Source organism: Nonomuraea sp. NPDC001699 (genome assembly GCF_053596455.1).
This window is the reverse complement of sequence record NZ_JBSFGF010000035.1, coordinates 1-24,583: the sequence shown is the minus strand read 5'-3', so window position 1 is coordinate 24,583 and position 24,583 is coordinate 1. Positions and strand designations below refer to the sequence as shown.

24 protein-coding genes and 1 tRNA gene are annotated in these 24,583 nt (G+C 71.6%); 15 read left to right on the top strand and 10 right to left on the bottom strand.

The window, feature by feature from the left end; genetic code table 11:
- The first annotated feature begins 3 nt into the window (after positions 1 to 3).
- The 3 genes from ACWCSU_RS48630 to ACWCSU_RS48620 are packed head-to-tail and all read left to right on the top strand — an operon-like array spanning position 4 to position 1,592.
- The gene (locus ACWCSU_RS48630; protein ID WP_357699269.1) at positions 4 to 342 is read left to right on the top strand and encodes an ArsR/SmtB family transcription factor; all 339 of its coding nucleotides are present in this window, start codon (positions 4 to 6) and stop codon (positions 340 to 342) included.
- A complete protein-coding gene (locus ACWCSU_RS48625; RefSeq protein WP_357699267.1) occupies positions 342 to 608 on the top strand; it encodes a hypothetical protein in 267 nt (88 codons plus the stop codon). Before ACWCSU_RS48630 ends, ACWCSU_RS48625 begins: the two co-directional genes overlap by 1 nt.
- A gap of 9 nt (positions 609 to 617) precedes the next feature.
- Positions 618 to 1,592, top strand: coding sequence for an NAD(P)-dependent alcohol dehydrogenase (locus ACWCSU_RS48620; RefSeq protein ID WP_449943504.1), 975 nt, complete (start codon positions 618 to 620; stop codon positions 1,590 to 1,592).
- On the opposite strand, the gene ACWCSU_RS48615 is transcribed toward ACWCSU_RS48620, so the two are convergent.
- The gene (locus tag ACWCSU_RS48615; protein ID WP_449943501.1) at positions 1,582 to 2,046 is read right to left on the bottom strand and encodes a DUF2867 domain-containing protein; all 465 of its coding nucleotides are present in this window, start codon (positions 2,044 to 2,046) and stop codon (positions 1,582 to 1,584) included. The genes ACWCSU_RS48620 and ACWCSU_RS48615 overlap by 11 nt on opposite strands.
- Before the next feature lie 52 nt (positions 2,047 to 2,098).
- Here ACWCSU_RS48615 and ACWCSU_RS48610 point away from each other — a divergent pair, with 52 nt between their 5' ends.
- Positions 2,099 to 2,677: a TetR/AcrR family transcriptional regulator gene (locus ACWCSU_RS48610; protein WP_397037560.1), complete on the top strand. Its 579-nt coding sequence runs from the start codon at positions 2,099 to 2,101 to the stop codon at positions 2,675 to 2,677.
- A gap of 127 nt (positions 2,678 to 2,804) precedes the next feature.
- Here ACWCSU_RS48610 and ACWCSU_RS48605 read toward each other — a convergent pair whose 3' ends face one another.
- From ACWCSU_RS48605 to ACWCSU_RS48590, 4 genes are all read right to left on the bottom strand, one after another.
- Positions 2,805 to 3,587: a class I SAM-dependent methyltransferase gene (locus tag ACWCSU_RS48605; protein WP_449943497.1), complete on the bottom strand. Its 783-nt coding sequence runs from the start codon at positions 3,585 to 3,587 to the stop codon at positions 2,805 to 2,807.
- Between the two features lie 196 nt (positions 3,588 to 3,783).
- Positions 3,784 to 5,184 (bottom strand): GH39 family glycosyl hydrolase, encoded by a 1,401-nt coding sequence (locus ACWCSU_RS48600; RefSeq protein WP_449943494.1) that lies wholly within the window; start codon positions 5,182 to 5,184, stop codon positions 3,784 to 3,786.
- Positions 5,185 to 5,275: 91 nt separating this feature from the next.
- A complete protein-coding gene (locus tag ACWCSU_RS48595; RefSeq protein ID WP_357699255.1) occupies positions 5,276 to 6,028 on the bottom strand; it encodes an SDR family oxidoreductase in 753 nt (250 codons plus the stop codon).
- 161 nt (positions 6,029 to 6,189) lie between these two features.
- Entirely contained in the window at positions 6,190 to 7,227 is a 1,038-nt protein-coding gene (locus tag ACWCSU_RS48590; protein ID WP_364084566.1) for a phosphotransferase family protein, read from the bottom strand.
- Between the two features lie 157 nt (positions 7,228 to 7,384).
- On the opposite strand from ACWCSU_RS48590, the gene ACWCSU_RS48585 reads away from it, so the two are divergent.
- Together ACWCSU_RS48585 and ACWCSU_RS48580 are read left to right on the top strand one after the other, a co-directional pair.
- The gene (locus tag ACWCSU_RS48585) at positions 7,385 to 8,467 is read left to right on the top strand and encodes a GNAT family N-acetyltransferase (RefSeq protein ID WP_364084569.1); all 1,083 of its coding nucleotides are present in this window, start codon (positions 7,385 to 7,387) and stop codon (positions 8,465 to 8,467) included.
- Positions 8,464 to 9,594, top strand: a complete 1,131-nt coding sequence (locus tag ACWCSU_RS48580) for a DegT/DnrJ/EryC1/StrS family aminotransferase (protein ID WP_449943490.1) — start codon at positions 8,464 to 8,466, stop codon at positions 9,592 to 9,594. Before ACWCSU_RS48585 ends, ACWCSU_RS48580 begins: the two co-directional genes overlap by 4 nt.
- On the opposite strand, the gene ACWCSU_RS48575 is transcribed toward ACWCSU_RS48580, so the two are convergent.
- Positions 9,566 to 10,285 carry a hypothetical protein gene (locus ACWCSU_RS48575; RefSeq protein WP_449943487.1) on the bottom strand — a complete coding sequence of 240 codons (720 nt, stop codon included), beginning with the start codon at positions 10,283 to 10,285 and terminating at the stop codon, positions 9,566 to 9,568. The genes ACWCSU_RS48580 and ACWCSU_RS48575 overlap by 29 nt on opposite strands.
- Before the next feature lie 41 nt (positions 10,286 to 10,326).
- Positions 10,327 to 11,721 (bottom strand): MocR-like pyridoxine biosynthesis transcription factor PdxR, encoded by a 1,395-nt coding sequence (gene pdxR / locus ACWCSU_RS48570; RefSeq protein ID WP_449943484.1) that lies wholly within the window; start codon positions 11,719 to 11,721, stop codon positions 10,327 to 10,329.
- 71 nt (positions 11,722 to 11,792) lie between these two features.
- On the opposite strand from pdxR, the gene ACWCSU_RS48565 reads away from it, so the two are divergent.
- From ACWCSU_RS48565 to ACWCSU_RS48530, 8 genes are all read left to right on the top strand, one after another.
- Entirely contained in the window at positions 11,793 to 12,431 is a 639-nt protein-coding gene (locus ACWCSU_RS48565; RefSeq protein ID WP_357699243.1) for a pyridoxamine 5'-phosphate oxidase family protein, read from the top strand.
- An 85-nt stretch (positions 12,432 to 12,516) separates the two neighbouring features.
- Positions 12,517 to 14,892 carry a serine/threonine-protein kinase gene (locus ACWCSU_RS48560; RefSeq protein ID WP_449943481.1) on the top strand — a complete coding sequence of 792 codons (2,376 nt, stop codon included), beginning with the start codon at positions 12,517 to 12,519 and terminating at the stop codon, positions 14,890 to 14,892.
- A 114-nt stretch (positions 14,893 to 15,006) separates the two neighbouring features.
- A complete protein-coding gene (locus tag ACWCSU_RS48555) occupies positions 15,007 to 16,695 on the top strand; it encodes a protein kinase domain-containing protein (protein WP_449943479.1) in 1,689 nt (562 codons plus the stop codon).
- A gap of 22 nt (positions 16,696 to 16,717) precedes the next feature.
- The gene (locus ACWCSU_RS48550; RefSeq protein WP_449943476.1) at positions 16,718 to 18,130 is read left to right on the top strand and encodes a hypothetical protein; all 1,413 of its coding nucleotides are present in this window, start codon (positions 16,718 to 16,720) and stop codon (positions 18,128 to 18,130) included.
- 46 nt (positions 18,131 to 18,176) lie between these two features.
- Positions 18,177 to 19,316: a DUF2510 domain-containing protein gene (locus ACWCSU_RS48545; protein WP_449943473.1), complete on the top strand. Its 1,140-nt coding sequence runs from the start codon at positions 18,177 to 18,179 to the stop codon at positions 19,314 to 19,316.
- Between the two features lie 69 nt (positions 19,317 to 19,385).
- A complete protein-coding gene (gene orn, locus ACWCSU_RS48540; RefSeq protein ID WP_357699233.1) occupies positions 19,386 to 19,979 on the top strand; it encodes an oligoribonuclease in 594 nt (197 codons plus the stop codon).
- A gap of 68 nt (positions 19,980 to 20,047) precedes the next feature.
- Positions 20,048 to 20,123: transfer RNA gene (locus ACWCSU_RS48535), tRNA-His, on the top strand.
- Positions 20,124 to 20,278: 155 nt separating this feature from the next.
- Positions 20,279 to 20,512, top strand: coding sequence for a helix-turn-helix domain-containing protein (locus tag ACWCSU_RS48530; protein WP_357699231.1), 234 nt, complete (start codon positions 20,279 to 20,281; stop codon positions 20,510 to 20,512).
- A gap of 14 nt (positions 20,513 to 20,526) precedes the next feature.
- Here ACWCSU_RS48530 and ACWCSU_RS48525 read toward each other — a convergent pair whose 3' ends face one another.
- Positions 20,527 to 21,198 (bottom strand): helix-turn-helix domain-containing protein, encoded by a 672-nt coding sequence (locus ACWCSU_RS48525; RefSeq protein ID WP_357699229.1) that lies wholly within the window; start codon positions 21,196 to 21,198, stop codon positions 20,527 to 20,529.
- Between the two features lie 122 nt (positions 21,199 to 21,320).
- Between ACWCSU_RS48525 and ACWCSU_RS48520 the strand changes: the two genes are divergently transcribed.
- On the top strand, positions 21,321 to 22,544 hold the full coding sequence (locus tag ACWCSU_RS48520; protein ID WP_449943468.1) for an NAD(P)/FAD-dependent oxidoreductase: 1,224 nt from the start codon (positions 21,321 to 21,323) through the stop codon (positions 22,542 to 22,544).
- A 7-nt stretch (positions 22,545 to 22,551) separates the two neighbouring features.
- Here the strand turns inward: ACWCSU_RS48520 and lat are convergent, their stop codons facing one another.
- A complete protein-coding gene (gene lat, locus ACWCSU_RS48515; protein WP_449943467.1) occupies positions 22,552 to 23,820 on the bottom strand; it encodes an L-lysine 6-transaminase in 1,269 nt (422 codons plus the stop codon).
- Positions 23,821 to 23,886: 66 nt separating this feature from the next.
- The gene (locus tag ACWCSU_RS48510; RefSeq protein WP_357699224.1) at positions 23,887 to 24,429 is read right to left on the bottom strand and encodes an HdeD family acid-resistance protein; all 543 of its coding nucleotides are present in this window, start codon (positions 24,427 to 24,429) and stop codon (positions 23,887 to 23,889) included.
- Positions 24,430 to 24,583: the final 154 nt, after the last annotated feature.

Genomic DNA, 24,583 nt, shown 5'->3' with positions numbered 1-24,583 from the left:
ATCATGACCGATGCCGGGCCGACCGGTGACGAACTGGTCGAGATGCTGGCGGCGCTGGCCAACCCCCTGCGGGTGCGCATCCTCGCGACCCTGTCCGCCGGCCGCGACTACGTGAGCCATCTGGCCCGCGAGATCGGCGTCAGCCGTCCGCTCCTCCACATGCACCTGCGGCGGCTCGAAGCGGCCGGCCTGATCGTCGGCACGCTGGAGCTCTCCGAGGACGGCAAGGCCATGAAGTACTACGAAGTCACCGACTTCGACCTCCACCTCACCGCCGCGGCGCTGGCCGAGGCGGCCAAGACCCTCACCGCGCCCGACCCGGAGCCCAAGGAGCGCCCCTGATGCCCACCGCCTGGCCCGAGGTGATCTTCATCCTCGGCGTGCTGCTCGTGACCGGCTTCCTGATCTGCCTGGTCATCGTCGGCCTCTTCGACTTCCGCAAGGCGAAGCTGGAGGCCATGCAGAAGGACGATCTGCGTCGGCTGGTGCACCGGTTCGAGCAGCTCGCCGAGAACACCCTCGACGCCCAGCAGCGCTCGGCCGCCGACCTGGCCGAGCTGCGCGCCCGTACGGCGTCGATCGAGCAGATCCTGAGAACCGTCGAGTAGGAGCGTGCCATGAAGGCCATCCGTTACGCCGCCTACGGGCCGCCCGATACCGTCATCGAGCTGCGAGAGGTCGACCCGCCCGCGGTCGGCGACGACGACGTGCTGGTCCGGGTGCGGGCGGCGGCCGTCAACCCCGGCGACTGGCACTACGTGCGCGGCCTGCCGTACGTCATGCGGGCCGTCTCCGGGTTGCGCCGGCCGAGGTTCGGCGGGCTCGGCATGGACCTGGCCGGGCAGGTCGAGGCGACCGGCCGCAACGTCACCCGGCTGAAGATCGGCGACGAGGTGTTCGGCCACTGCCGGGGCGCCTTCGCCGAGTACGTCGCCGTCCCGCAGGACAAGGCGCTGCTGACCAAGCCGGCCGGTACGACGTACGAGCAGGCGGCGGCCGTGCCGTCGGCGGCGCTGACCGCCTACGAGGCCCTGGCCACCAGAGGCGAGGTCAAACCGGGACAGAAGGTGCTGGTCATCGGCGCGGCGGGCGGGGTGGGGACGTTCGCGGTGCAGATCGCCAAGGCACTGGGCGCCGAGGTGACGGGCGTGTGCAGCGGCGGCAAGGCGGAGCTGGTGGCGTCCCTGGGGGCAGACGAGATCATCGACTACACCAGGCAGGACTTCGCCCACCACACCGGCCGCTACGACCTCATCCTCGACAACGTCGGCGACCGGCGCCTGTCGGACTGCCTGCGCGTCCTCCCCCGTACCGGCACCTACATCCCCAACTCGGGCTCCGGCGGCGGGGCCTTCCTCGGGCCGTCCGGGCGCATCCTGCGCGTGCTCGCGGCCAAGCCGTTCGTCCGGCAGCGCCTGGTCAACTTCGTCACGGCCGAGGACCGGGACGCGCTGGCCGCCGTACGCGGGCTCGTCGAGGCGGGCGAGGTCGTCCCGGTCGTCAGCCGGACGTACCGGCTGGACGAGGTGCCGCAGGCCATCGCCCACGTCGAGCAGGGCCACGCCACAGGCAAGGTCGTCGTCACCCTCTAGGCGCTCCCAGGCGGCGCTGGGCGGAGCGGAGCATGGCCCGGACGACGATCGGGTGCACCAGGCGTACCGGCCAGAAGTAGAGCCGGCCGCGCCACCCCTTCAGCCGGACCGTGGTCGTGACCCGCACGAGCCGGGCCTCCCGGTCGACCCCCACGCCGCAGCGGAAGTCGAGATGCCAGTCGTCGGCCGCGATCAGCGCCTCGTCCCCCTCGACGCGGCCGACCCGGAAGACGTCGCGCGGCGCGCGCGGGATGCCGATCAGCGGCACGATCGCCTGCCGCAGCCCCATGGCCGCGGTGATCCAGCGGGGCATCGACCTGATCGAGAAGATGGTCTTCGCCCAGACCCGCGGATCGTCGGTCGCGCGGGGCGGCAGCACGCCGACGATCATGTCGGCGTAGTCGGGCGCGGGGATGTCCTCCAGGGCGGACGACCAGTAGACGGGTGTTCTCATGACGCCTCCATACGGTGCCGTATGGTCAGGACTATACGGTACCGTATGGCAAATGGCGCAAGGGGGCCGCAGGATCACGGCGGAACAGTGGGTGGACGCCGCGTACGCGCGTTTCACCAAGATCGGACTGGACTCGGTGCGGGTCGAGGCCGTCGCCCGCGACCTCGGCACCACCAAGGGCTCCTTCTACTGGCACCACGCCGACCGCGGCGCGCTCGTCCGGGCCGTCATGGAACGCTGGGAGGCCGAGGAGACCGAGCACATCATCGCGGCCGCCTCCGCCGAGGCCGAGCCACGCGCCCGGCTGCGCGCCCTGTTCGGCACGGTCGCGGCCCGCGCCGGGCGGCGCGGCGGCGAGAGCCGCCTCTACCTCGACGCCGAACACGAAGGCGTCGCCGACGTCGTCACCCGGGTCACCCGCCGCCGCGTCGACTTCGTCGCCGGGCTCCTGGTGGAGCTGGGCTTCGGCGCGGAGGAGGCGGAACGGCGCGCGCTGCTCGCGCTGGCGGTGGTGCTCGGGTTGCAGCAGCTCGAACGCGGCACGCGGCCGCACATCTCCTTCGACCACGCGCTCCTCACCGAGACCGCCTTCACGATGGCCGTCACACCGCCGCACGCCCAGGTCGGCTGAGGGGGTTCGGGCGCGAGCGGCTTGCTCGGGTGTCCGGGCCGCTCGGATGGTCCGGCCGTTCAAGCCCCTGGGCCGTTCACGATGTCGGGCCGTTCAGGCGTACGGGCCGGTCAGGCGTACGGGCCGGTCAGGTGTCTGGGCCGTTGCGTTGTAGTTCCAGGAAGTCCTGGTCGCAGCTCAGGCGGTAGCCGTCCGGGGTGCGGAAGTGCTCCTGGAGGTAGGCGGCGACCTCGTCCACGACGGGCGGCTGCGCCAGCGGGACCACGTTGAGCATGAACTGCGCGACGGCCAGGGCGGTTTCCAGGTCGGGCATGGTGACGGAGGCCGGGTCCGTGCTGATGCCGATCTCCCATTCGGCGCCGGCGGTGGCGGCGAAGGCGCGTCCGAGCGCGTCCAGGTCGTAGCGGTGCCCGGTGAAACGCCGCAGCAGGCGCATGCAGTCGCTGTCGGGGTTCTGCATGACGACCACGGTGAAGCCGCCCTCGGCGGTCCAGGAGGCCAGCCGCTGGAGCTGATGCAGCCAGGACTCCTGCGGGATGTAGTACAGGACGTGCGCACACAACACGAGGTCGGCCGACTCCCCCGGATCGGCGACGGCAACCCCCTGGCCGAGGACGGTCGCCTCAGGACACCGCCTGACCAGTTCCGCCCGGAGGTGCTCGTTGGGCTCGATGGCGATGGTCCGCTCGAAGCTGGGGGCCAGCCAGGCGGTGGTCTCGCCCGTCCCCGCGCCGGCGTCGATGAGCGTACGGCGGTGGGGCAGCCGGTCCACGATCCGGCCCAGTTCCTCGCGGGCCCGGATCTTCTGGTCGGTGTGGGCCAGGAAGGTGGCGAAGGCGGCGTCGTAGGCCGCGCTCATCGGGTCGAGAAGGTGCACGATGGGCGGCTCGGCGTTGCTGCTGTCGGTCATCACGGCCCCCGGCATCACAAGTCGGTCACTTTCAGCTTATGGAGCACCACTCTACGTTCCCGTCTGTCTGGATCAGTGGAGTGGTGGACCGTGCCGGTCAGGGGTGCCGTGGCGCGAACTCAGGTGGCGGGCCGCCGCTTTCGCAGCGTCAGCACGCCACGCCAGATGTCGTGGCCAGGCCGTGAGACTGAGGTCGTCAGGTGCCGCCTCTGCCGGCCCACTTGATCTCGTACGCCCCCAGCGTCACCGCCCTGCCGTCGACCGTGGCCGTGACCTCCCGGTCGGACGTGTTCACCATGACGACCTGCTGCTCCTGCGCCAGCACCTTCACTTTGGGATCGGACGACGTCACCGCCCCGTCGAGCCGCGCCCCCGCCGGGAACCACCGGGTGAACCCGCTCAGCAGCCCCGCCATCGGCATCTCGTCCCCCCGCCCGGGAGCCCACAGGCAGCCGGGGCAGTCACCGGAGCCCTTCACCTGCGGGTTCCAGTACAGGGCCGTGGTGACGCCGCTCCTGGCGAACTCCATCAGCGCCGCCGCCTGCACGGCCGTGCGCCGCTCCTCGCTCCACCCCGAGTTCTCCGGCTCGACGTACCACTCGGCCCACCAGACGGGCAGGTCGTCGCTCTTCTGCCGCAGCCACGTGGTGATCGCGCTGAACTTGCCGAGCGCGCCGAAGTCGTCGGGAACGTTCCCCTTGTCGGTCGTCATGGAGGCGCCGTCCACGACGACGAAGTCGGCGCCCTTCTTGTTCTGGATCCAGTACTCGATCGCGTCGAGCGCCCGCTGGTCGACGGTTCCCCACGGCCCCTTCAGCTCGGAGGCGCCGTCGCCCGAGCCGCTCTCGATCGGCATGTACGGCCCGCCCACCTTGATCTGCGGGTCCACCTTCTTCAACGCCGTGTAGACCTTGTTGTACAGCTGCGTGTATCCCTCGGCGTCCCACCGGTTGGTCGACGGGTCCCAGAAGCCCTTGAACTCGTTCCACACCATGTAGTACTTGACGGTCGGGTACTGCCTGGCCACCCGCGCGGCCAGCTTGGCGTAGTCGTCGAAATGCTCTGGTTTGGGAGCGACGGTGTGGTTCTTGCTCCAGTCGGTACGTCCGGGCTGCCCGCCCTTCATCCAGTCGGGCGCGCAGCACAGGGTGATCACCGGCACGGCCCGCGACGACGCCATGAACGTCAGCCGCCGGTCGAGGTCGCGGAAGCTGAACTGGCCGGGGCTCGGCTCGGGGTTGCCCACCCCCCAGCCCATGATGTGCTGGTTCTGCAGCATCGGCACCCGTCCCAGCATGCCCCTGGCCTGCTCGACGACCTGCCGCGGCTCGGTCTCCGTGCTGTACTGCGTGTGCGTGACGCCCCAGCGGGGCCAGTTCTGGAGCACGGGCGGCTGTTCGAGCTGCGGCGGGGCCTGGGACGGCCCGACCTCGGCCACCTCGCCGCCCTTGTAGCCCTTGTCGCCCACGCGCGAGCTCGACCGGACGCCCGCGTAGATCATGATGCCGACGACGAGCACGACCGCGAGGATGCCCGCCCCGAGGGCGATCGGCCATGGCGACCGTCTGCGCGCGTGTCTGCCGTCGCTGGGAATCACGGAACGCTCCTTACCATCACGCAACGTATCAAGAACCGGGCAGTGCCCAGCCCTTATGACGGTAATCGTCCCGCTTGCAGCAGACTTGACGTCAGTCGGAAGCGGGTGGCCGCTGACCGCCCGCGGGCCCGGGAACCCCCGAGTAACGGTACGGCACCGGCTGCCTACCCGGCTGCACGACGAGAAGGGTGCCCGGCGTCTCGGCGTAGAAGGCCGACTCGACGGCGGCGGCGACGTCCTCGGCCGTGAGCAGCGGGAATCCGGCGTTCACGAACATCTCCCGAGCGGCGGCCACCAGCGGAGTGTCGGTGAATCCGGGGCAGACGGCGTTGATCCGGATGTTCTGCTGGGACAGCGGCTCGGCCAGCGCCCGGACGAGTCCGACGACGGCGTGCTTGGTCATCGTGTAGATCGGGTCGCCGGCGAAGGCCACCAGCCCGGCCAGCGAGGACGTGGCCACGATCGCGCCGCCGCCCGACCTGGTCAGCAGCGGCACGCTGGCGCGCACGCCGAAGACGACGCCGTCCACGTTCACGCCGACGATCGCGCGGTAGCGGTCCAGGTCGAAGTCCGCGAGGTCGACGCCGCCGGAGATGCCGGCGTTGAGGTGCACCAGGTCGAGGCGGCCGTACCGCTGCTCGGCGAGCGCGACGGCCTCCAGCGAGGCTTCCTCGTTGCTGACGTCGGCGGCCAGCCACGCGCCCTCGACCTCCTTGGCCAGCCGCTCGACCCCCTCGGCGTCGCGGTCGACGAGGACGCACTTCGCGCCGCCCGACGACAACCGCCGGGCCACCGCGGCGCCGATGCCGCTCGCCGCTCCGGTGATGAGTGCAACTGTGCTCATAACGCTCCTTGCGAGGGTCGCGGCTGGTCGAGCATTGCGATGGGCGCGGAAGGTCGGGACTGGTCGAGCATCGCGATGGACGCGGAAGGTCAGGGCTGGTCGAGCATCGCGGTGGACGCGGAAGGTCAGGGCTGGTCGGGCATCGCGATGGACGCGGAAGGTCAGGGCTGGTCGAGCATGCGATGGGCGCGGGAGATCAGCGTCGGAACGGCCGCGCCGATGCGGTCGAACCCCTCCCCCACGGTCTTACCCTGCTTGAACCGGGCGTGGATACCCTCCACGATGACCGCGAGCTTGAAATTGCCAAAGGCCACATAGAACCCAAGGTCCGAAATATCGCGACCTGACACTTTCCCGTAGTGGGCGGCGAACTCGGCGGCGTTCATGAACCCCGGCGCCACCGTCACGTCCCCCGACACCGGGATGCGGGCCCGCTCGTCGTCCCCGCGATCGTGCCAGTACGTCAGCGTCAGCCCCAGGTCGGCCAGCGGGTCGCCGAGCGTGGACATCTCCCAGTCGACCACGGCCATGATCTCGATCTCGGCCGGCGGCGGCGCCAGGCGCACCAGCGTGTTGTCGAGCCGGTAGTCGCCGTGCACCAACGTGCTGTCGGACGTGACGGGCAGCCGCTCGCGCAGCCGCCGTACGAGGCTGTCGTAGTCGGGCAGGTCTGCGGTCTTCGACCGCTCCCACTGCTGGCACCACCGGTCGAGCTGCCTGGCCATGTACCCCTCGGGCCGGCCGAAGTCGCCGAGGCCCACCTCGCGGTAGTCCACGGCGTGGATGGCGGCCAGCACCTCGGCCAGCCGCTCCGACAGCCGCCGCGTCTGGGCCGGCGTCGGCTCGCCCAGCTCGGCCCTGGTCTGGACGGCGGCGCCCGGCACGTACCCCATGACGTAGAACGGCGCCCCGACCACCTCTTCGTCGGCGCAGAAGGCGACCGGCTCGGGCACCGGGACGGGCGTCCGCGCGAGCGCGGAGATGACCCGCCACTCCCGCCGCATGTCGTGGGCGGTGGGCAGCACGTGACCCAGCGGCGGCCTGCGCAGCACCAGCCGGCGCTCGCGCGCCTCCACCAGGTAGGTCAGGTTCGACCTGCCTCCGGAGATCAGCGAGACGGACAGCGGCTCCCCCGCGTCCGGCACGTTCAGGCCCAGCCACGAGACCAGCCGGGGCCAGTCGATCCCTGGTACGGTCATGGAAACACATTAGAACGCCACTCGGTCCTGAAAGCCAGCTGAGAGTTGCATAACAGTAGGCCCGGCCTAGCCCAGGCATGGATTCTCATCCTTTAATCTGGCCATACACCTCTGACCGCATGCTGGTCAGATCGTGGTAAGCCGACAGTAGGAGCCCATGCGCGTCACCGTTGCCCACCCTCGCGAATTGGGACAGCCCGAGATCAGCCGATGGCGCGCCCTTCAGGAGTCGGACGCCGCCTTCGACAACCCCTTCCTGTCCCCGGAGTTCACGGTCACGGTGGGCGATCTGCGCGATCCTGTCCGGGTGGCCATCCTGTACGACGGGCCGGACATCGTCGGCTTCTTCCCCTTCGAACGCCATCCGCTGGGCATCGGCAAGCCGGTCGCCGCGGGGCTCACCGACGCGCAGGGCCTGGTCCACGCCAAGGGGTTCGACCTCGACCCGCACCGTCTGATCAAGGCGTGCGGGCTGTCGGTCTACGAGTTCGACCACCTGGTCGCGGGCCAGCCGCTGCTCGACGGGCGGCACACCACGCACCCCTCGCCGATCATCGACCTGCGCGACGGCTACGGCCCCTACACCGAGACGTTGAAGGCCCAGTCCGGCAAGACGTACAAGTCGACCCTGGCCAAGTCGCGCAAGCTGCAACGCGAGGCGGGCGCGCTGCGCCACGACTACGCGATCACCGACACCGGGCCGCTGCAGACGCTGCTCGGCTGGAAGACCGACCAGTACCGGCGTACCGGGCGCACCGACCGGTTCGCCCAGCGGTGGATCGTCGAGCTGGTCGAGCGGCTGCTCGCGACCCAATCCGACGGCTTCGCCGGCGTGCTCGACATGGTCTACGTCGACGACGTGCCGGTGGCCGGGCACTTCGGGGTGCGCACCCGTACGACGCTGGCCGGCTGGTTCCCGGCCTACGACACGCAGTTCGCCAAGTACTCCCCCGGGCTCATCCACCACCTGGCGATGGCCGAGGCGGCCGCCGCCTCGGGCGTCCAGGTGATCGACATGGGCCGGGGCGAGAAGGAGTACAAGGACAAGCTGAAGAACGGCCAGTACGAGGTGGCCGAGGGCCGGGTGGCCAGGGCCGGGGTGGCGGCCGGGGTCCACTGGATGATGCGGGTGCCGGTGCGCAAGACGCGCGCCACGGTGATGGCCAACCCGCTGCTGCTCAAGACCGCGGACAAAGCGTTGAAAACCTTTGGGCGACTGCGTACCGTCCTACAAGGGTGAGACTCATCGCGGAGCGCACCGGACGGCACTGCCTGTCGCTCCCCTCCAACCGCCTCGGCCTCTACCTCGCGCTGCGCCACTGGTGCCTGCCGGGTCAGCGGCTGCTCATGTCGCCGATCTCGGCCGACGAGATCCTCTTCCTGGTGCTGGCGGCCGGCCTGCGGCCGGTGATCGCGCCGCTGAACCCGCGTGACGGCAACATCGACGTCTCCCGCGCCGACCTGTCCACCGTGGACGCCGTCCTGACCACGAACCTGTACGGCCTGCCCGACCAGGTGTCCGCCTTCGCGGGAAAAATCCTGATCGAGGACGTGGCACACGCCCTGGAGACCGCTCCCGGCGGGCGTCCGCTGGGCACGTTCGGACAGGCGGGGGTCTTCAGCCTGTCCAAGCATCCGGGGGCGGGCTCGGGCGGCGTGCTGGCCGTGACCGACCGCGCCGACCTCGAAGCGCTCGAACGCGCCCGCGACGAATTGCTCGTCCCCGGCGCGCTCCGCGCCGACCTGGTCAGCGTCGCCACGTCCATGGCCCGGCAGGCGGCGCTCCGGCTCGGCCTCGTACGGCCCGCGCTCGCGCTCATGCGCGCCCTCGGCATGCAGGAGGAGCGCGAGGGCTACCGCATCGCCCTGGAGGCCGACGCGCTGGAGCTGGCGCTCAAGCAGGTGCCCGCGCTGCCGCCGTTCGACCCGTGGGTACGCGCCGACCTGGCGGCCTACCGCGCCCGGCGGGGGCGGCTGGTCGACTGGTACCAGTCCAGGCGCCTGGCCAAGGTGCCCGGCGAGCGGGCGCGGCGGCTGGCCGGGATCGCCCGGCTGGCCGAGCTGCCCACGGTGGCGCCCGCCGTGCTGGACAACCTCGACCAGCCGCTGTTCCGCGTCCCGCTGCTGGTGCGCGACCGGGACGCGGCCGTCGCCGAGCTGGAGCGCCGCGGGGTGGCCACCGGCTACCTGTACGACCCGCCGTACGACGACTACGCCCCCGGCTTCACCGACGCCTCGCCGGACCCGGGCCCCGCCCGCTGGTGGGCCCGGCACGTGCTGCCCGTCGACCCGGTGTACGTGTCCCGTTCCCTGCCCGTGCTGCGCGCTCTTGAGCCGCCTACGCGGGGTCCGCGCGAACCAGCCTGAGGAACGCGCGCAGTCCGGTGATGATCTCCTGGTTGTCGTTCAGGCCGTCCACGGTCTCCTCGAAGCGGCGGGCCATCAGCGTGATGCGGCGGGCCAGGTCGTGGTCGGCCTGCTCCAGACCGGCCCTGGCGGCCGCGAGCTCGCCGCCGAGCTCCTCGACCTGCCCGGCGAGCCGTTCGGAGGCGGCGGTCAGCGTCTCGACCTGGCCGCGCAGCGCGATCACGTCGAGGCGCGGGTAGCGGATCTCGCCGCCGAGGGTCCTGACCCGCTCGCGCAGGTGCGCGACGTAGGCCCCGGCCGGCCGGAACGCGGTGGCCAGCAGGTAGAACCCGGCGAAGTAGTAGCCGACCTGCCGGCCGGAGAAGAACGTGACGACCGCGACCACGACGGCCGAGACCACGTGCCCGGCGACCGCGAGGACGAGCATGCGGCGGGCGATCGTCCTGGCCTCCTCCTCGCGGTGGGCCGGGACCTCGATGCCCGACTCGCGGGAGACCGCGATGTCGTGCACCACCTGCCGGGCGGCGAAGGACAGGTTCCACGGGAAGGTCAGCAGGACGACCAGCCAGAACAGGCAGACCGCGCCCAGGCCCAGCGACAGCAACGTGGACAGGGGCACGCCCGCGTGGAGCACGAGCCAGGCGGTGACCGCCGTGACGAGCAACGAGATCAGCAGGAGCCAGGGTTTCATGCCCGCCACCCTGCCGACGGCGGGACGTCCGCCGCCAGCGCTCAGATACTCAATCCGCCCTGAGCATCCCGGATCAGGCCGGCCAGCACCGCGCAGCCGCGCCGGACGTCCCTGAGCGAGGCCGAGCCGTAGCCGAGGACCAGGCCGTGCAGGCGGGCGCGGTCGTGGTGGTGGCGGTCGGCGGGGTCGAGCAGCACGCCGCGCTCCCTGGCCCGGTCGACGACCCCCTGGACGTCGCCCGCCGGCAGCTCGGCCAGCACGTGCAGGCCGGCGGTGTCGCCGCGCAGGCGGCAGACCGGGCCGAGGATCTCCACGATGGCGGCCCGGCGGCGGGCGTACTCCAGGCGCATCCTGCGCAGGTGGCGGTCGAGGTCGCCGCGTTCCAGGAGAGTGGCGACGGCGTGCTGCACCGGGCCGCTGGTGCGGTCGGACATCATGTCGCGGACGGCGGCGATCCGGCTCACCAGGTCGGGCGTGCCGACCAGCCAGCCGACGCCGACGTCGGGCGAGAGGGTCTTGGACAGGCTGCCGAGCAGCACGACGCGGGTGGGGTCGAGGCCGAAGAGGGCCGGCAGGGGGGCGACGTCGTAGCGGAACTCGCCGTCGTAGTCGTCCTCGACGATCGTGGCGCCGGTGCTCCTGGCCCAGGACAGCAGGCGTTCCCTGCGCGGGATCGGCAGCCGGCCGCCCAGCGGGTACTGGTGGGCCGGGGTGGTGTAGAGGACGCGCAGGTCGCGCGGGAGGCCGTCGACGATCACGCCGTCCTCGTCGACCGGGCAGGGCACGACCTCGGCGCCCCTGGCCGCGAACACCGTGCGGGCCACGTGGTAGCCCGGGTCCTCGACGCCCGCGCGTCCGCCGCCGGACAGCAGGGCCAGCGCGCACAGGTCGAGGCCGTTGCCGGTGCCCCTGGTGACCAGGACGTTCTCCGGGCCGACGGCCATGCCTCTGGCCCTGCGCAGGTGGTCGGCGAGCAGCTCGCGCAGGCGCGGCAGGCCGTGGGGGTCGGGCGAGTCGCCGGGCGGCAGCTCGCCGGCCCTGCGCCAGGCCCGCTTCCAGGCGGCCCGGTCGTAGTCGCGCACCCAGGGGTCGCCGGGACGCAGGTCGATCCACTCCCCTTGGGGGCGGCGGGCGGGCGGCGCCGGCTCGTACGGGCTCTCGCGGGGCGGGACGTGCGACTCCATGGCCGCCACGAACGTGCCGGACCCGTGGCGCCCCTCCAGCCAGCCCTCGGCGTAGAGCTGCTGGTACGCCTCGGTGACGACCGTCCGGCTGACCTTGAGCTGGTCGGCCAGCGCCCGCGTGGACGGCAACCGCTCGCCCGGCGCGAGCGCGCCGCCCATCATGGCGCGGCGCAGCCAGTCGGCGAGCTGGGTGGTCAGCGGCACGGCCGAGTCGCGGGACAGGGATACGGGCAGGTCAACGTTGGTGCGCACGGAAGTGGTCTCTAGGAAGGGTCGGTTAGTGGCCCTACAGGATAGGTCCACTTCGCGACTAGCGTCGAATCATGCTCTCCTCCACCCCGCGCACGACCCTCGGCCGAGAGAAGCACCGCGGCAGCACCGACAGGAACGACCTCTACGAGGTGCTCGACGCCGGGCTCGTCTGCCACCTGGGTGTGCTGGCCGACGGCTGTCCCATGGTCGTGCCCACCGGCTACGGCAGGATCGGCGACACCCTCTACCTGCACGGCTCCACCGGCGCCCGGTCGCTGCGGGCCGGCGACGGCGACGAGGTGTGCGTCACGGTCACCCACGTGGACGGCATCGTGCTGGCCCGTTCGGTCTTCAACCACTCCGTCAACTACCGTTCGGCGATCGTCTACGGCCGGGCCCGGCTGGTCACCGATCCCGACGAGCGGCTGGCGGCGCTGCGGGCGCTCACCGAGCAGCTCGCCCCCGGCCAGTGGGACTACGTCCGCCCGCCCACGCGCAAGGAGCTGGCCGCCACGGCCGTGCTGGCCCTGTCGCTGGCGGAGGCGTCGGTCAAGATCCGCCAGGGGGCTCCGGAGGACGACGAGGAGGACTATGCGCTTCCGGTCTGGGCCGGGGTGCATCCGCTGGTCACGACCTGGGGCGAACCGCAACCGGATCCGGCACTTCCAGAAGGTATCGATATACCGGTTCACATCCTCCATCGGGAGTAGTTCCATAATTCCGGAACCACCTGGCAAACCCGACTCCTTGATCACGCGTCTCATCAGGTGGGCCGGCTCCTGATGGGAGAGGGCGATGGAGTGGAGTGCTCCCGGTTACACGGAGATCAGACAGCTCGGCGCGGGCGCGAGCGGGCGCGTCGTGCTGGGCGTGCACGACGAGACGGGCGTGAAGGTCGCGATCAAGTACCTCTCCGAGGCACTGCTGCGCGACCCCGCCGCCCTGTCCCGCTTCCAGGCCGAGGCGCGGGTGCTGACCTCGCTGCGCGATCCCAACATCGCCACGATGTGGGAGTACATCCAGGAGCCGAACGGCGCCTGCATCGTGATGGAGCTGGTCAACGGCGTCTCGCTGCGCGCCCTGCTGCGTGAGAACGGCACGACCGAGCCCGAGGCGGCGCTGGTCGTGCTGAAGGGCTCGCTGCTGGGCCTGGCCAGGGCCCACAGGTCCGGGGTCGTGCACAAGGACTACAAGCCCGAGAACGTGCTCGTCCGCGACGACGGCATGAGCAAGCTCGTGGACTTCGGCGTCGCGGTGCCGCAGGGCACGGCCACGCATCCGGAGGGCACGCCGCCCTACATGGCGCCGGAGTTGTGGGCCGGCAGGCCCGCCTCCCCGGCGACCGACGTGTACGCGGCCACCGCGGTCTTCTTCGAGTGCCTGACCGGGCACCGGCCGTACCGGTCCACCGAGGCCAGCGTGCTCGGCTACCAGCACGTGCACGCCCCGGTGCCCTTCCACGACGCGCCCGAGCCGGTTCAGGAGCTCGTCCGGCGCGGCCTGGCCAAGGAGCCGCGGGACCGGCCGCAGAGCGCGCTGGCCTTCGTGGAGGAGCTGGAGGCCACGGCGCGGGCCGCGTACGGCGAGGACTGGGAGGAGCGCGGCCGGCGGCGCCTGGCCGCGCTGGTGGCCCTGCTCGCGCTGCTCCTGCCGACCCCGCCGCAGCCCACCCCCGAGGTCACCACGTCGCTGGCCAGGACGGTCTTCCGCGGCCTGCGTTCCAACGCGGTGCGGGTGGGCATGGGCACCGCCCTGGTGGCGGTGGTGACGGTGGCGGTGGTGGTCGCGCTCGCTGCCCGGCGGCAGCCGCCCGAGCAGCCGGTCGGCGCGGCCGTCGCGGTGCCGCCGGCCACGACCGAGGCGGTGACCGCGCCGCCGGGCACCGAGGAGGCCGTGATCGCGCCGCCGAGGACGCCCGAGGCGACGCCGCGGACCTCGCCGGAGGGGCCGCCGTCCCCGTCGTCCTCGCCGGAGCTGCTGCCGCCGCCGACGGCCCCCGCCTCGCGACCGCCCACCGCCACCGCTGCCCCGCGCACGCCGACGCGTACACCGACGCCCACGCCCACGCCCACGAGGAAGCCGACCGGGACCGCCACGCCGAAACCCCCGGTGACGCCCGCCCCGACCCCCACGCCCACCCCGACCCCCACCCCGACCCCCACCCCGACGCCGACACCCGTCGCGACCGTCCTCGGGGTGAGCGTCGGTGACGTCACGGTCGACGACGACGGCGTCGCGCGCGCCTCCGTCACCGTCCGGACCGGCGGGGGCGCCGCCGTCACCGCCACCGGGACGTGGACCGCGCCGGGCGACGACGGCCGCGTCCAGCGGCTGCGGCTCAGCGGCGCGACCTCCTACACCCGCGCCTTCACCTGGGACCTCGGCGAACGTCCCTGCGGCAGGACCGTCACGCTGACCGTCGCCACCTCTCCCGCCGCGCCCGGCGGCCCCCGGTCGTCCTCGGTGTCGGTGCCGGCCTGCCCGACACGGGTGAGCGGGCTGTTCGTCTCGCTGGCGATGCCCGACGCGCCGGGGCTGACCGCGCGCGCCCAGGTCAGGGTGCTCGCCACCGGCGCCGGCGAGATCCCGGTCGAGGCCGCGTTCGCGGTGGACGGCGAGACCGTCGGCACCCGTTCGGCGAGCCTGTCCGGCCGGACCGCCTACTCCCGCGTCTTCACCCACGCCTTCCGGTCGCGCCCCTGCGGCTCCACCCTCTCGGTACGGGTCCGCGCCGGCGACCGCGTCCAGACCGCCCGCGCCGAGGTCGCCTGCCCGCCCGCCGTACGGAAGGTCTCGGTCGTCCGGGCCGGGCTGGGCGAGAACGGCCTGGTGGCGACCGTCTCGGTGGTCACGGCCGACGACCGGCCGGTGACGCTGGACGTGGGGTTCCTGATCGGCGGGGAATCGGTCGGCTCGGAGCGGGTCACGCTGTCCGGCGACACGACGTACACCAGGACGGTGAGCCGGGCGCTCAGGACCGTCCCGTGCGGCACCACCTGGACGGTCACGGCGAGCACGTCGCCCGCGGCGGACGGCGGCGCGGACCGGGCGACCGGGAAGACCCCGGAATGCCCTGGAGAAACCCCCAAGCCGGAAGAAACCCCAAAACCACAGGAAACGCCCAAATCGCAGGAAACCCCACAATCCCATAAGACCGACACAGCGGACTAACCTCGCAAATTCGGCCATATCGGCATATCGGTGGCGGGAAAGCCCTTCCCTCTGGTTAAGCTACGCAGCGTTTGATGCGGGTGGGGGCCCGATGACTCCAGAGGAGACCGTTTTATGTACGGCGAAGGGCAGTGGGGGGTCCCCGGCTACACCGAAGTCCGGGAACTGGGCAGCGGTGCCGCCGGCCGGGTGGTCCTGGCCACGCGCGATCACGACGGCGTGGAAGTCGCCATCAAATACCTCAATGACGAGCTCAGGTCCGACATGGGCTTCGTGGCCAGGTTCCGGCACGAGGCCCGGCTGCTCGGCACCCTGCAGAGCTCGCACCACGCGCGCCTGATCGACTACGTCGAGTCGGGGCAGGGCGCGGCGATCGTCATGGAGCTGATCAACGGCGTCTCGCTGCGCGAGATCCTGCGCTCCGAGGGGCCGACCGGGCCCGAGGCCGCGCTGGTCGTGCTCAAGGGCTCGCTCCAGGGCCTGGCCGCCGCGCACGCGATCGGCGTCGTCCACCGGGACTTCAAGCCCGAGAACGTGATGGTCCAGGGCGACGGCGTCAGCAAGCTGGTGGACTTCGGCATCGCGGTCCGGGCCGGCGAGGGGGTCAGCGCCGCGGGCACGCCGCCGTACATGGCGCCGGAGCAGTGGATGGGCGGGGCCGCCGGGCCCGCGACCGACGTCTACGCCGCCACCGTCGTGTTCTTCGAGTGCCTGACCGGCACCCGGCCCTACCGGGCGCCGAACATCGCCGCGCTCGCCCGTCAGCACCAGAGCGCGCCGCCGCCCGTCGAGGAGGTGCCGACGGCGCTGCAGAACCTGGTCGAACGCGGGCTGGCCAAGCAGCCGGGCGAGCGGCCGCCGTCCGCCGAGGCGTTCCTGACCGAGCTGGAGGCCATCGCGGCCGAGGCGTACGGCGCCGACTGGGAGGAGCGCGGACGCCGCCGCCTGGCCGCGCTGGCGGGCCTGCTGATCCTGCTGTTCCCGAGCCCGCTGCACGATCCCGCCGAGACGCAGACCGCGCTCACCGAGACCCGCTTCCCCGACCCCGCCCGCCTGCTGAGCAAGCTCTCGGCCAAGGTGGCGATCGGCGCGGTGGCCGTGGGCGTGGTGGTGGCCGTGGGCGTGATCCTGGTCAACTCCTCCACCGACGAGCCGGTGCTGCGGGCCCAGACGAGCGAGGTCACGCCCACCGGGGCCGACCCGGTGATCGAGGACGAGCCCACGGACGACCCCACGGAGGAGCCGACCGCGACGCCCGAGGAGAGCACCCAGGAGCCGGACCCGACGCCGACGTCCGCGGACCCGGTGGCCTCGACCCCGCCGGCCGTCCTGCCGACGGCGACGGCGTCGGCCTCGGCATCGCCGTCCAAGACGCCCCGGCCGACCCCGACGCGGAAGCCGACCAGGCGGCCGGTCAGGACGCCGAAGCCGACCCCGACGGACTCCCCCGAGCCGGACATCACCGGCAAGAACAGCACGACCAGCGACGGCAGCAGGCCCACCACCGCCGCCCCCACGCGCACCCCGCCCCCGACGCCCCCGACCACCGCCCCGCCCACCAGGACGCCCCCGACCAGCCAGCCCCCGACCAGCCCGGGCCCCTCGGAGACATCGCAGACGCCGACAAGGACCTCGACCGACGACGGCGAAGGCGGCGGGGGCGGCACCGAAACGCCCACCCTGGACAAGGTGGGCCAGGCTCAGGCCGGACTGCTCGCGCTCGGCCTGATGACGTCCGGCGCGGTTCCGGTCACACTTGCGGTGAAACGTCGCATGACGGGACGCCACAGGAAGCAGCGCTAGACGCGCCGGGGGGCCAAGGGGGATGGACAACCACAGGAACGGCATCGCCGGGTTCCGGCTGACCGAGCACACGTGGATGACCGAGCTGGGCAACTGGATCGACGCCATCTCGCCGGACGGCCGCAGGGCCGGGGCGCTGCTGTTCGACCCGCGGGTCATCGGCCGGCCCGGCGTCCGGGAGCGGGTGGTGAACACGGTCATGACCGACCAGCACCTCGTGCTGGGCGGCCTGGGCGGGCTGATCCCGGTGGCCGACGTGGTCGCGGCCGGCGACCAGGTGTGGCTGCTCACCGCGCAGGCGGTCAGCCCCACACTGGCCGATCTGCTCTCCGGCGCGCCCATCGACCCGGCGGGGGCGGCGTCGGTGCTGATGGAGACCGGGCAGACGCTGCTCGCGCTGCACGCCGCCGGGGTCACGCACGGCTCGGTGCACCCCGGCACGGTGGTGATCACCGCCGAGGGGGCCGCGCTGCTGTCGGAGCGCGGCCTGTCCGACGCGATCCGCGGCCAGGTCTCGCCGCGCGAGCGGGACGCGGCGGGCTGGGCGTCGCTGGCCCGCGGGCTGGCCGCCTCGTTCACGCAGACCGCGCCGCGCGCCGCCGGCCTGTTCGAACGGGCCGCCGGCACGGCCACCACGCTCGGCCTCGACGCGGCCCGCGCCCTGCTGAGCCAGGAACGCGCGGCGCTGCCCGGCGGCCTGATCAGCCGGGACGCGCTGGCCCGTGCGGCACGCGGCCGGTCGGCGTTCGCGCAGGCGCCGTCGTTCGCCGCGCAGCCGCCGCCGGTGCCCCAGGACGAGGGCGACATCGTCACGCTGCTGCACGTGCCGTCGTCGGGGTCGCCGGGGTCGCCGCCGCGCCTGCAGTTCGGGCCGGGGGTGGGCCCGGGAGCAGGGGCGGGGGCCGCCGGGACCGCGCAGCAGTACCGGCAGGAGACGACGGCCGAGCGGATCTGGCGCGAGGGACGTGACGGCGCGGCGACCGTCCACCAGCCGGAGAGGCGGTCCGGCGGCCGGGTGGCCAAGGTCACGCGGCGACGGCGGCGGCGCACGATCCTGTCCACGGCGATCTTCGCGGTCGTCATGGCGGGCGCGATCGTGGCCTGGTTCCGGCTGACGGACGCCCCCGAGCTGGCGGTCCGGTCGATCGACGTGGTGGCGCCGAAGAAGACGCTGGGCTGCGACGGCGCGATCGTCCTCACCGCGACGGTGGTCACCAACGGAGGCGTGGGCGAGATCCGCTACGAGTGGCGCAAGAACCTGGACAAGGAGGTGGTCGAGGGCAGCCTGCGCACGAGCGCGGACAAGACGTCCTACTCGGTGCCGTTGCGCTGGACGTTGTCGGGCAAGAGCAACGTCAAGGCCACGGCCACGCTCAAGGTGCTCTCACCGGGCCCGGTGCGTACGGACAAGGCGAGCTTCACGTACAAGTGCTGACGTTCCCTGAATGCGCAACAAAGCGGTTCTTACTAATCTGACGGGCATGACCACGCAGACCCCCGCGGGCTGGTACCCCGACCCGTACGGAGAGCCGCAGCTCCGCTGGTGGGACGGCAACCAATGGACGGACGCCACCCACGCGCAGGAGCGGCAGCCGCAGCCGCAGCCGCAGCAGCCGTCCTCCGGGCCGCAGCCGGGCCCGGGGGCGCAGCCCCAGTCGTCCCCCGACTGGTCGGCCAGCCCGGCGAACCCCACTCTCCAGTACGGCCAGCCCACCTTCGGCCAGCCCACCTTCGGCCAGCCCCCCTACGGGCAGCCCGCGGCCGGACAGCAGCCCGCCCAGGGCCGTGCCGCCCACGGGCAGCCCACACAGCAGCCCACACAGTGGTCCGGCGGTCCGCTGCCCGGCCCCGGGCAGGCGCCGCCCAAGCAGGGCAACCCGCTGCCGTGGGTGTTCGGCGGACTGGCCGCGCTGGTCGTGGTCGCGCTGATCGTGGTCGCCGGGATCTTCTTCCTCAACCGGGGCGGCAGCACCCCGGTGGCCTCGCCCTCCACCGAGGAGTCGCAGCCGTTCCCGACCGAGGAGCCGCCCTCCGGCGGGCCGCCGACCGAGCTGCCCTCGCAGGGCGGCGAGCTGCCGCAGCCCCAGGACGGCCGCATCACCGACGCGCGGAGCGGCCTGTCCTACCTGGCGCCCGACGGCTGGAAGGTGCCCGCGTACGGCGACGTCAACGGCTCGGACCCGTCCCAGCAGATGTGGACGAGCGGCGTGCAGGCCAGCTCGCAGGAGAACTACGAGGGCGACAAGGACTGGATCGGCAACGCCTACGCGGGCCCGCTGGCCGGGCTCATCCCGTACGCGGGCGCCTCGGGGCTGGAGGAGACGAGCAAGGCGCTGTTCATGCAGTTCAGCACCGAGTTCTACGAGCCGCAGCACACGACCAAGATCATCGAGAACAAGGGCGTCAAGATCGGCGACCGCCAGGCGTGGGTGATGCAGTTCCAGCTCGACTTCACCGCCGTGGCGGAGAAGAACGGCTACAAGTGGAAGAAGGAGAACGCCGCGATCGTGCTCATGGACCGCGGGCCGGGGCAGCGTCCGACGCTGCTGTACATCTCCGTTCCCGACAACCTGGGCACCGACGTGGTCGGCAAGGTTCTCGGCTCCCTCAAGCCCGCGTAAGCGGGTGGCACTAGGCTGGTGGGGTAACAAGCGGGCGGATTGCTCCGAGCCGCTGGGCGAGGAGATCGAATGAGTGACGTGCTGGTCTGGATCGACTGCGAGATGACCGGGCTCGACCTGGGGCGCGACGCGCTGGTCGAGGTGGCGTGTGTCATCACCGACAGCGAGCTCAATCAGCTCGACGAAGGCGTCGACGTGGTCATCAAGCCGCCGCCGGAGTCGCTGGAGCAGATGTCGCAGGTGGTGCGCGAGATGCACACCGCCTCGGGCCTGCTGCCCGAGCTGCCGGGCGGCGTCACGCTGGCCGAGGCGGAGTCGCTCGTGCTCGACTACATCCGGCGTCACGTGCCGGAGGCGAAGAAGGCGCCGCTGTGCGGCAACTCGATCGGCACCGACCGCACGTTCATCGCCAGGGACATGCCCGGCGTCGACGGCTATCTCCACTACCGCATGGTCGACGTGTCGTCGATCAAGGAGCTGGCCCGCCGCTGGTACCCGCGGGTCTACTTCGCGGCCCCCGAGAAGCAGGGCGGCCACCGCGCGCTGGCCGACATCAAGGAGAGCATCAGGGAGCTGCGCTACTACCGCGCGGCGATCTTCGTGGCCCAGCCCGGGCCCGACTCGGCGACCGCCCGGCAACTCGCCGAGCGGGTCAGCGGCTAATTGGATGGCGTAAAGACTCCCGAACCCCGCTACACTTTTCCTGTGCCGCCACGGAGTTGGCGGCCATGGTGGGTGTAGCTCAGTTGGCAGAGCGCCAGGTTGTGGTCCTGGATGTCGAGGGTTCAAGTCCCTTCACTCACCCCAAGCGCACAGCCGGTCCCTCGGGACCGGCTGTTGTCGTTTTCTCCCGACAACGCCCCCAAATCAGGACAATGCGAGTTATGCTCGCTGTCTACCGCTAACGCCGGAAGCACGGGGGCCATCGGCGATCAGACCGTCTGCGCGCCCCCGGAGGCCGGATGAGAGTCGACGACGCAGCGTTCGATAGCGTGCTCACGTCCTTGAGCAAACGCGAGGCCGAGGTCATGGACCTGATCGCCACGGGCCAGTCCAACGGCCAGATCGCCCAGCGCCTGTTCCTCAGCGAGAAGACCGTGAAGAACCACGTCAACCGGATCTACGCCAAGCTCGGCGTCGACTCCCGGGTGACGGCCATCGGGCTGTGGCTCTCGATCAGGAAGGACGGCGCCTGATCGGGTGAGGGGTTTCAGCCGGGCGCGATCCTGCGTCCGGTCAGGCGGGTGGGCCTGATCTTCAGGTAGTGCTGGCGCCGCCCGCCGGCCCACGGCTCGACGCCCGTGCTCTCCGCCTCCGCGCGTTCCCGCTCGGTCGTGACGTGGTGGAGCGAGCCGCGGACCAGCACGCTCCAGCCGCCCCGGGTCAGCTCCTCGATGCGGTCGACCTCGAACGCGACCTCGTACTCGACGTTCTCCACCCCTGTGTTCAGGTCCTCGTCGGTGCTGCCGCCCGCCACCGTGCGGAACACGATCGCCCCCTCGGACATGCGGAAGTTCACCGGCAGCACGGTCAGGCCGTAGCGGCCCTCGAAGGCGATGCGGCCCACTCCCCCGGACCGCAGCAGGTGCAGGCACTCCTCCTCGCCCAGCGGGAGCAGCGTCGGGTGCGCCGAGGCCGGGCCCACGCCGGCGGGCGTGTCCGCCACCTCCCCGAGCAGGCCCTCCACGGTCGTCTCCAGCGCCGCGGCCAGGCGGGTCAGGGCCTCGCGCACCGAGATGCCGGACTGGTCCTCCAGATAGGCGACGTAGCCGGCCGCCACGCCGGACCTGTCGGCCAGGTCCTGCCGGCTCAGGTTCAGCGATTCGCGGCGTTCGGCGATGCGGCGGCCCAGACGTTCCATCGTGGTCACTTGCTCAGACATACGAAATGCCCTACCCCGGATCTCCCCACTTCCCGGTGGTGTATCCGACAGAAATGGTTTAACCGATGCTCTGGGTGCCATATGGACCATGAATCGGAATCTCGGGAAGGAACGTGGTCATAGTGCGGAGAGCGCGCGTCGTCGTCGTGGGAGCGGGCTTCGCCGGCCTGGCCGCGACGCGGGAACTGGCCAAGGGCGGCGCCCTGGTCACGCTCGTGGACCGGAACCCCTACTCGACCTTCCAGCCCCTGCTCTACCAGGTGGCCACCGCGGGGATGGGCACGTCCGACATCTCCTACCCGATCCGTACGTTCGCCGCGAAGTGGCCGAACGTCCGCGCCCACCGGGCCGCGCTGAGCAAGGTGCACCCGTCCGACCGGCGGGTGGAGTTCGAGGACGGCTCCACCCTCGACTACGACTACCTGGTGATCGCCACCGGCGTCACCACCAACTGGATCCACGTGAGCGGCGCCGAGGAGAACGCGCTGCCGATCTACTCGCTGCGCGACGCGGCCGAGCTGCGGCGGCGGCTCCAGCACTACCTGGAGGACACCGCGGCGGGCCGGCGCGAGGGCACCCACGTCGTGGTGGTAGGCGGCGGCGCGACCGGCGTGGAGACCGCGGGCACGCTGGCCGAGCTGCGCCGCCGTACGGTGCCGCTGACGCATCCGGAGATCCGGCCCGACCAGACGAGCGTCACCCTGGTCGAGCGGTTCGACTACGTCCTGGCCCCGTACAAGCCGCGGCTGCGGGACGCGGCGGCCGCGGCGCTGCGCAGGAGAGGCGTGCGGATGCGCCTGGGAGCCACGGTGGCGGGCGTGGAGCCGGACGCCGTCATCCTGGAGGACGGGACGCGCCTGGCGAGCGACGTGACCGTCTGGGCCCTCGGCGTCACCGCGCCCAAGGAGGTGACCGACTGGGGGCTGCCGCAGGGCAAGGGCGGCCGGATCACGCTCACCGACGCGCTGAACGTGCCCGACCATCCCGAGATCTTCGTGGCCGGCGACCTCGCGGGGCAGCCGGACGCGCTGCCCCAGCTCGCCCAGCCGGCCATCCAGATGGGCAAGCACGTGGGCAGGCAGGTCCTGGCCGCGGCGCACGGGCGGCCGCTCAGCCGCTTCTCCTACCGAGACCCGGGGATCATGGCCACGGTCGGCAAGGCCGAGGCGGTGCTCCAGCTGCGCGACGGGCTGACCATGCGCGGCCTGCCCGCCTGGCTGGCCTGGATCTTCGTGCACGTGGCGTACCTGCTGGGCGGGCGCAACCGGGTCAGCGTGCTGCTGAACTTCTTCTGGCGCTACGGCGGGCCGCGCCGCAGCGCCACCAGCATCGCCTCGACCGAGTGAGCGGCGCTCAGAGCGCGGCGGACAGCGCGTTCAGGCCGTGTTCGAGGTCGGTCTCGGGGATGTTCAGCGCCGGGCGCAGGCGTACGGACCGGGGCCCGCAGGGCAGCGCCAGCACGCCGTGCTCCTCCCTGAGCCGGGTCACGAACCCGTCGCGGGCGGCCTGGTCGGGCAGGTCGAAGGCGCACATCAGGCCCCTGCCGCGCACGGCCGAGACCGTGTCGGGGTGCTCGGCCTCCAGCTTGGTGAGCCGTTCGAGCAGGACGCCGCCGAGCGTGCCGGCCCGGGCGATCAGGCCGTCGCGTTCGACGATCTCCAGGATGCCGCGGCTGCGGACCATGTCCACCAGGCCGCCGCCCCACGTGGAGTTGATCCGGCCGCTGAGCTGGAAGACGTTGTCGGCCACCTGGTCGACCCTGCGGCCGGCCATGATCCCGCCGACCTGCACCTTCTTGGCGAAGGCCACCACGTCGGGGGCCAGGCCGAGCTGCTGGTAGGCCCAGGGCGTGCCGGTGGTGCCGCCGCCGGTCTGGACCTCGTCCAGGACGAACAGGGCGTCGTGCTCGTGGCACAGGTCCTGCATCGCGCGCAGGAACTCGGCCCGCATGTGGTTGTCGCCGCCCTCGCCCTGGATCGGCTCGGCGATGAAGCAGGCGATGTCGTGCGGGTGGCGGGCGAACGCCTCCCTGGCCTGGGCCAGCGCGCGGGCCTCGGCGGCCTCCACGTCGCCGAGGTGGATGGCCGGCACGTCGATGCGCGGCCAGTCGAACTTCGGGAAGCGGTCGGTCTTGCCCGGCTCGGTGTTGGTCAGGCTCAGCGTGTAGCCGCTGCGGCCGTGGAAGGCCCGGGTCAGGTGCATGACCTTGGTGCCCAGGTCGCGGGGGCGGCCGGCGGCCTCGTTGCGCCGGCTCTTCCAGTCGAAGGCGGTCTTGAGCGCGTTCTCCACGGCCAGGGCGCCGCCCTCGACGAAGAACAGGTGAGGCAGCTCCGGGTCGCCGAGCACCCGGGCGAACGTGTCGACGAAGTCGGCCAGGTGCTCGGTGTAGATGTCGGGGTTGGCGGGCTTGTTCCGGGCGACCTGGCCGAGCAGCGCGGCGAAGTCGCGGTCGAAGGGCGGGTTCACACCGAGGGGGGCGGACGCGAAGAAGGTGTAGAAGTCCAGGTAGCGGCGGCCGTTGCGGGCGTCGACCAACCAGGAGCCACGGCTGAGTTCGAGATCGAGGACGAGACGGTAGCCATCGACGAGCAGGTGACGGGCAAGGCGGGTGTGTACGTCCATGCCTTCTCCAATGTCGTGAGACAGGCCGGAGGTTCCTCACAGGGAACCCGGTCGTATCCGTAAAATTTACGGTATTCCTGCCCCGCGAGTGAACTTCTTCAAACGAAGTGACAGCACAATCATTGCGATTCCATACAGGATCGCGAAAATGCCGATCAGCCAGACAAGGCTCAGCATTCCGGCGCCGGGCCAGATGAGCAGCAGCACACCGAAGATCACCGACAGGATGCCGGCGATGATGAACATCCATTCGTTCTCGATGCTCTTGCGCAGCCGCACGCCCGCCACGATCTCGGAGACGCCGGAGATGATGGCCCAGAAGGCGATGAGGTAGAGCAGGGCGAGTGAGGTGATCCCCGGCCAGACGAAGGCGATGACACCCGCCACGATGCCGACGATGCCCGAGAAGATCAGCCAGGCCCGTGACCGGGCGCCGTGCCGGAAGGCGGCGAACAACTCGAAGACGCCGGAGACGATGGCGTACGCACCGAAGAAGATCACCAGCACCAGCAGCGTGATTCCCGGCCAGATCAACGCCAGCACACCGAAGATGATCGCGGCGATGCCACGGATGAGCAGCAGCCACCACGAGCGCGTAAGTTCCTGCATACTGGTCTGCTTTCCGTGATGAGTGCGAAAAGAGACCAGCTTCGGGTCAAATGTCTATCTGAGGTGCCCAGCAGATTCCGGACAGTCGGCTACATAAGCTGACAGAAGTCTGGAAGAGGTAGGTACGTGACGAGGCGTCGTAGGCAGTTCTCGC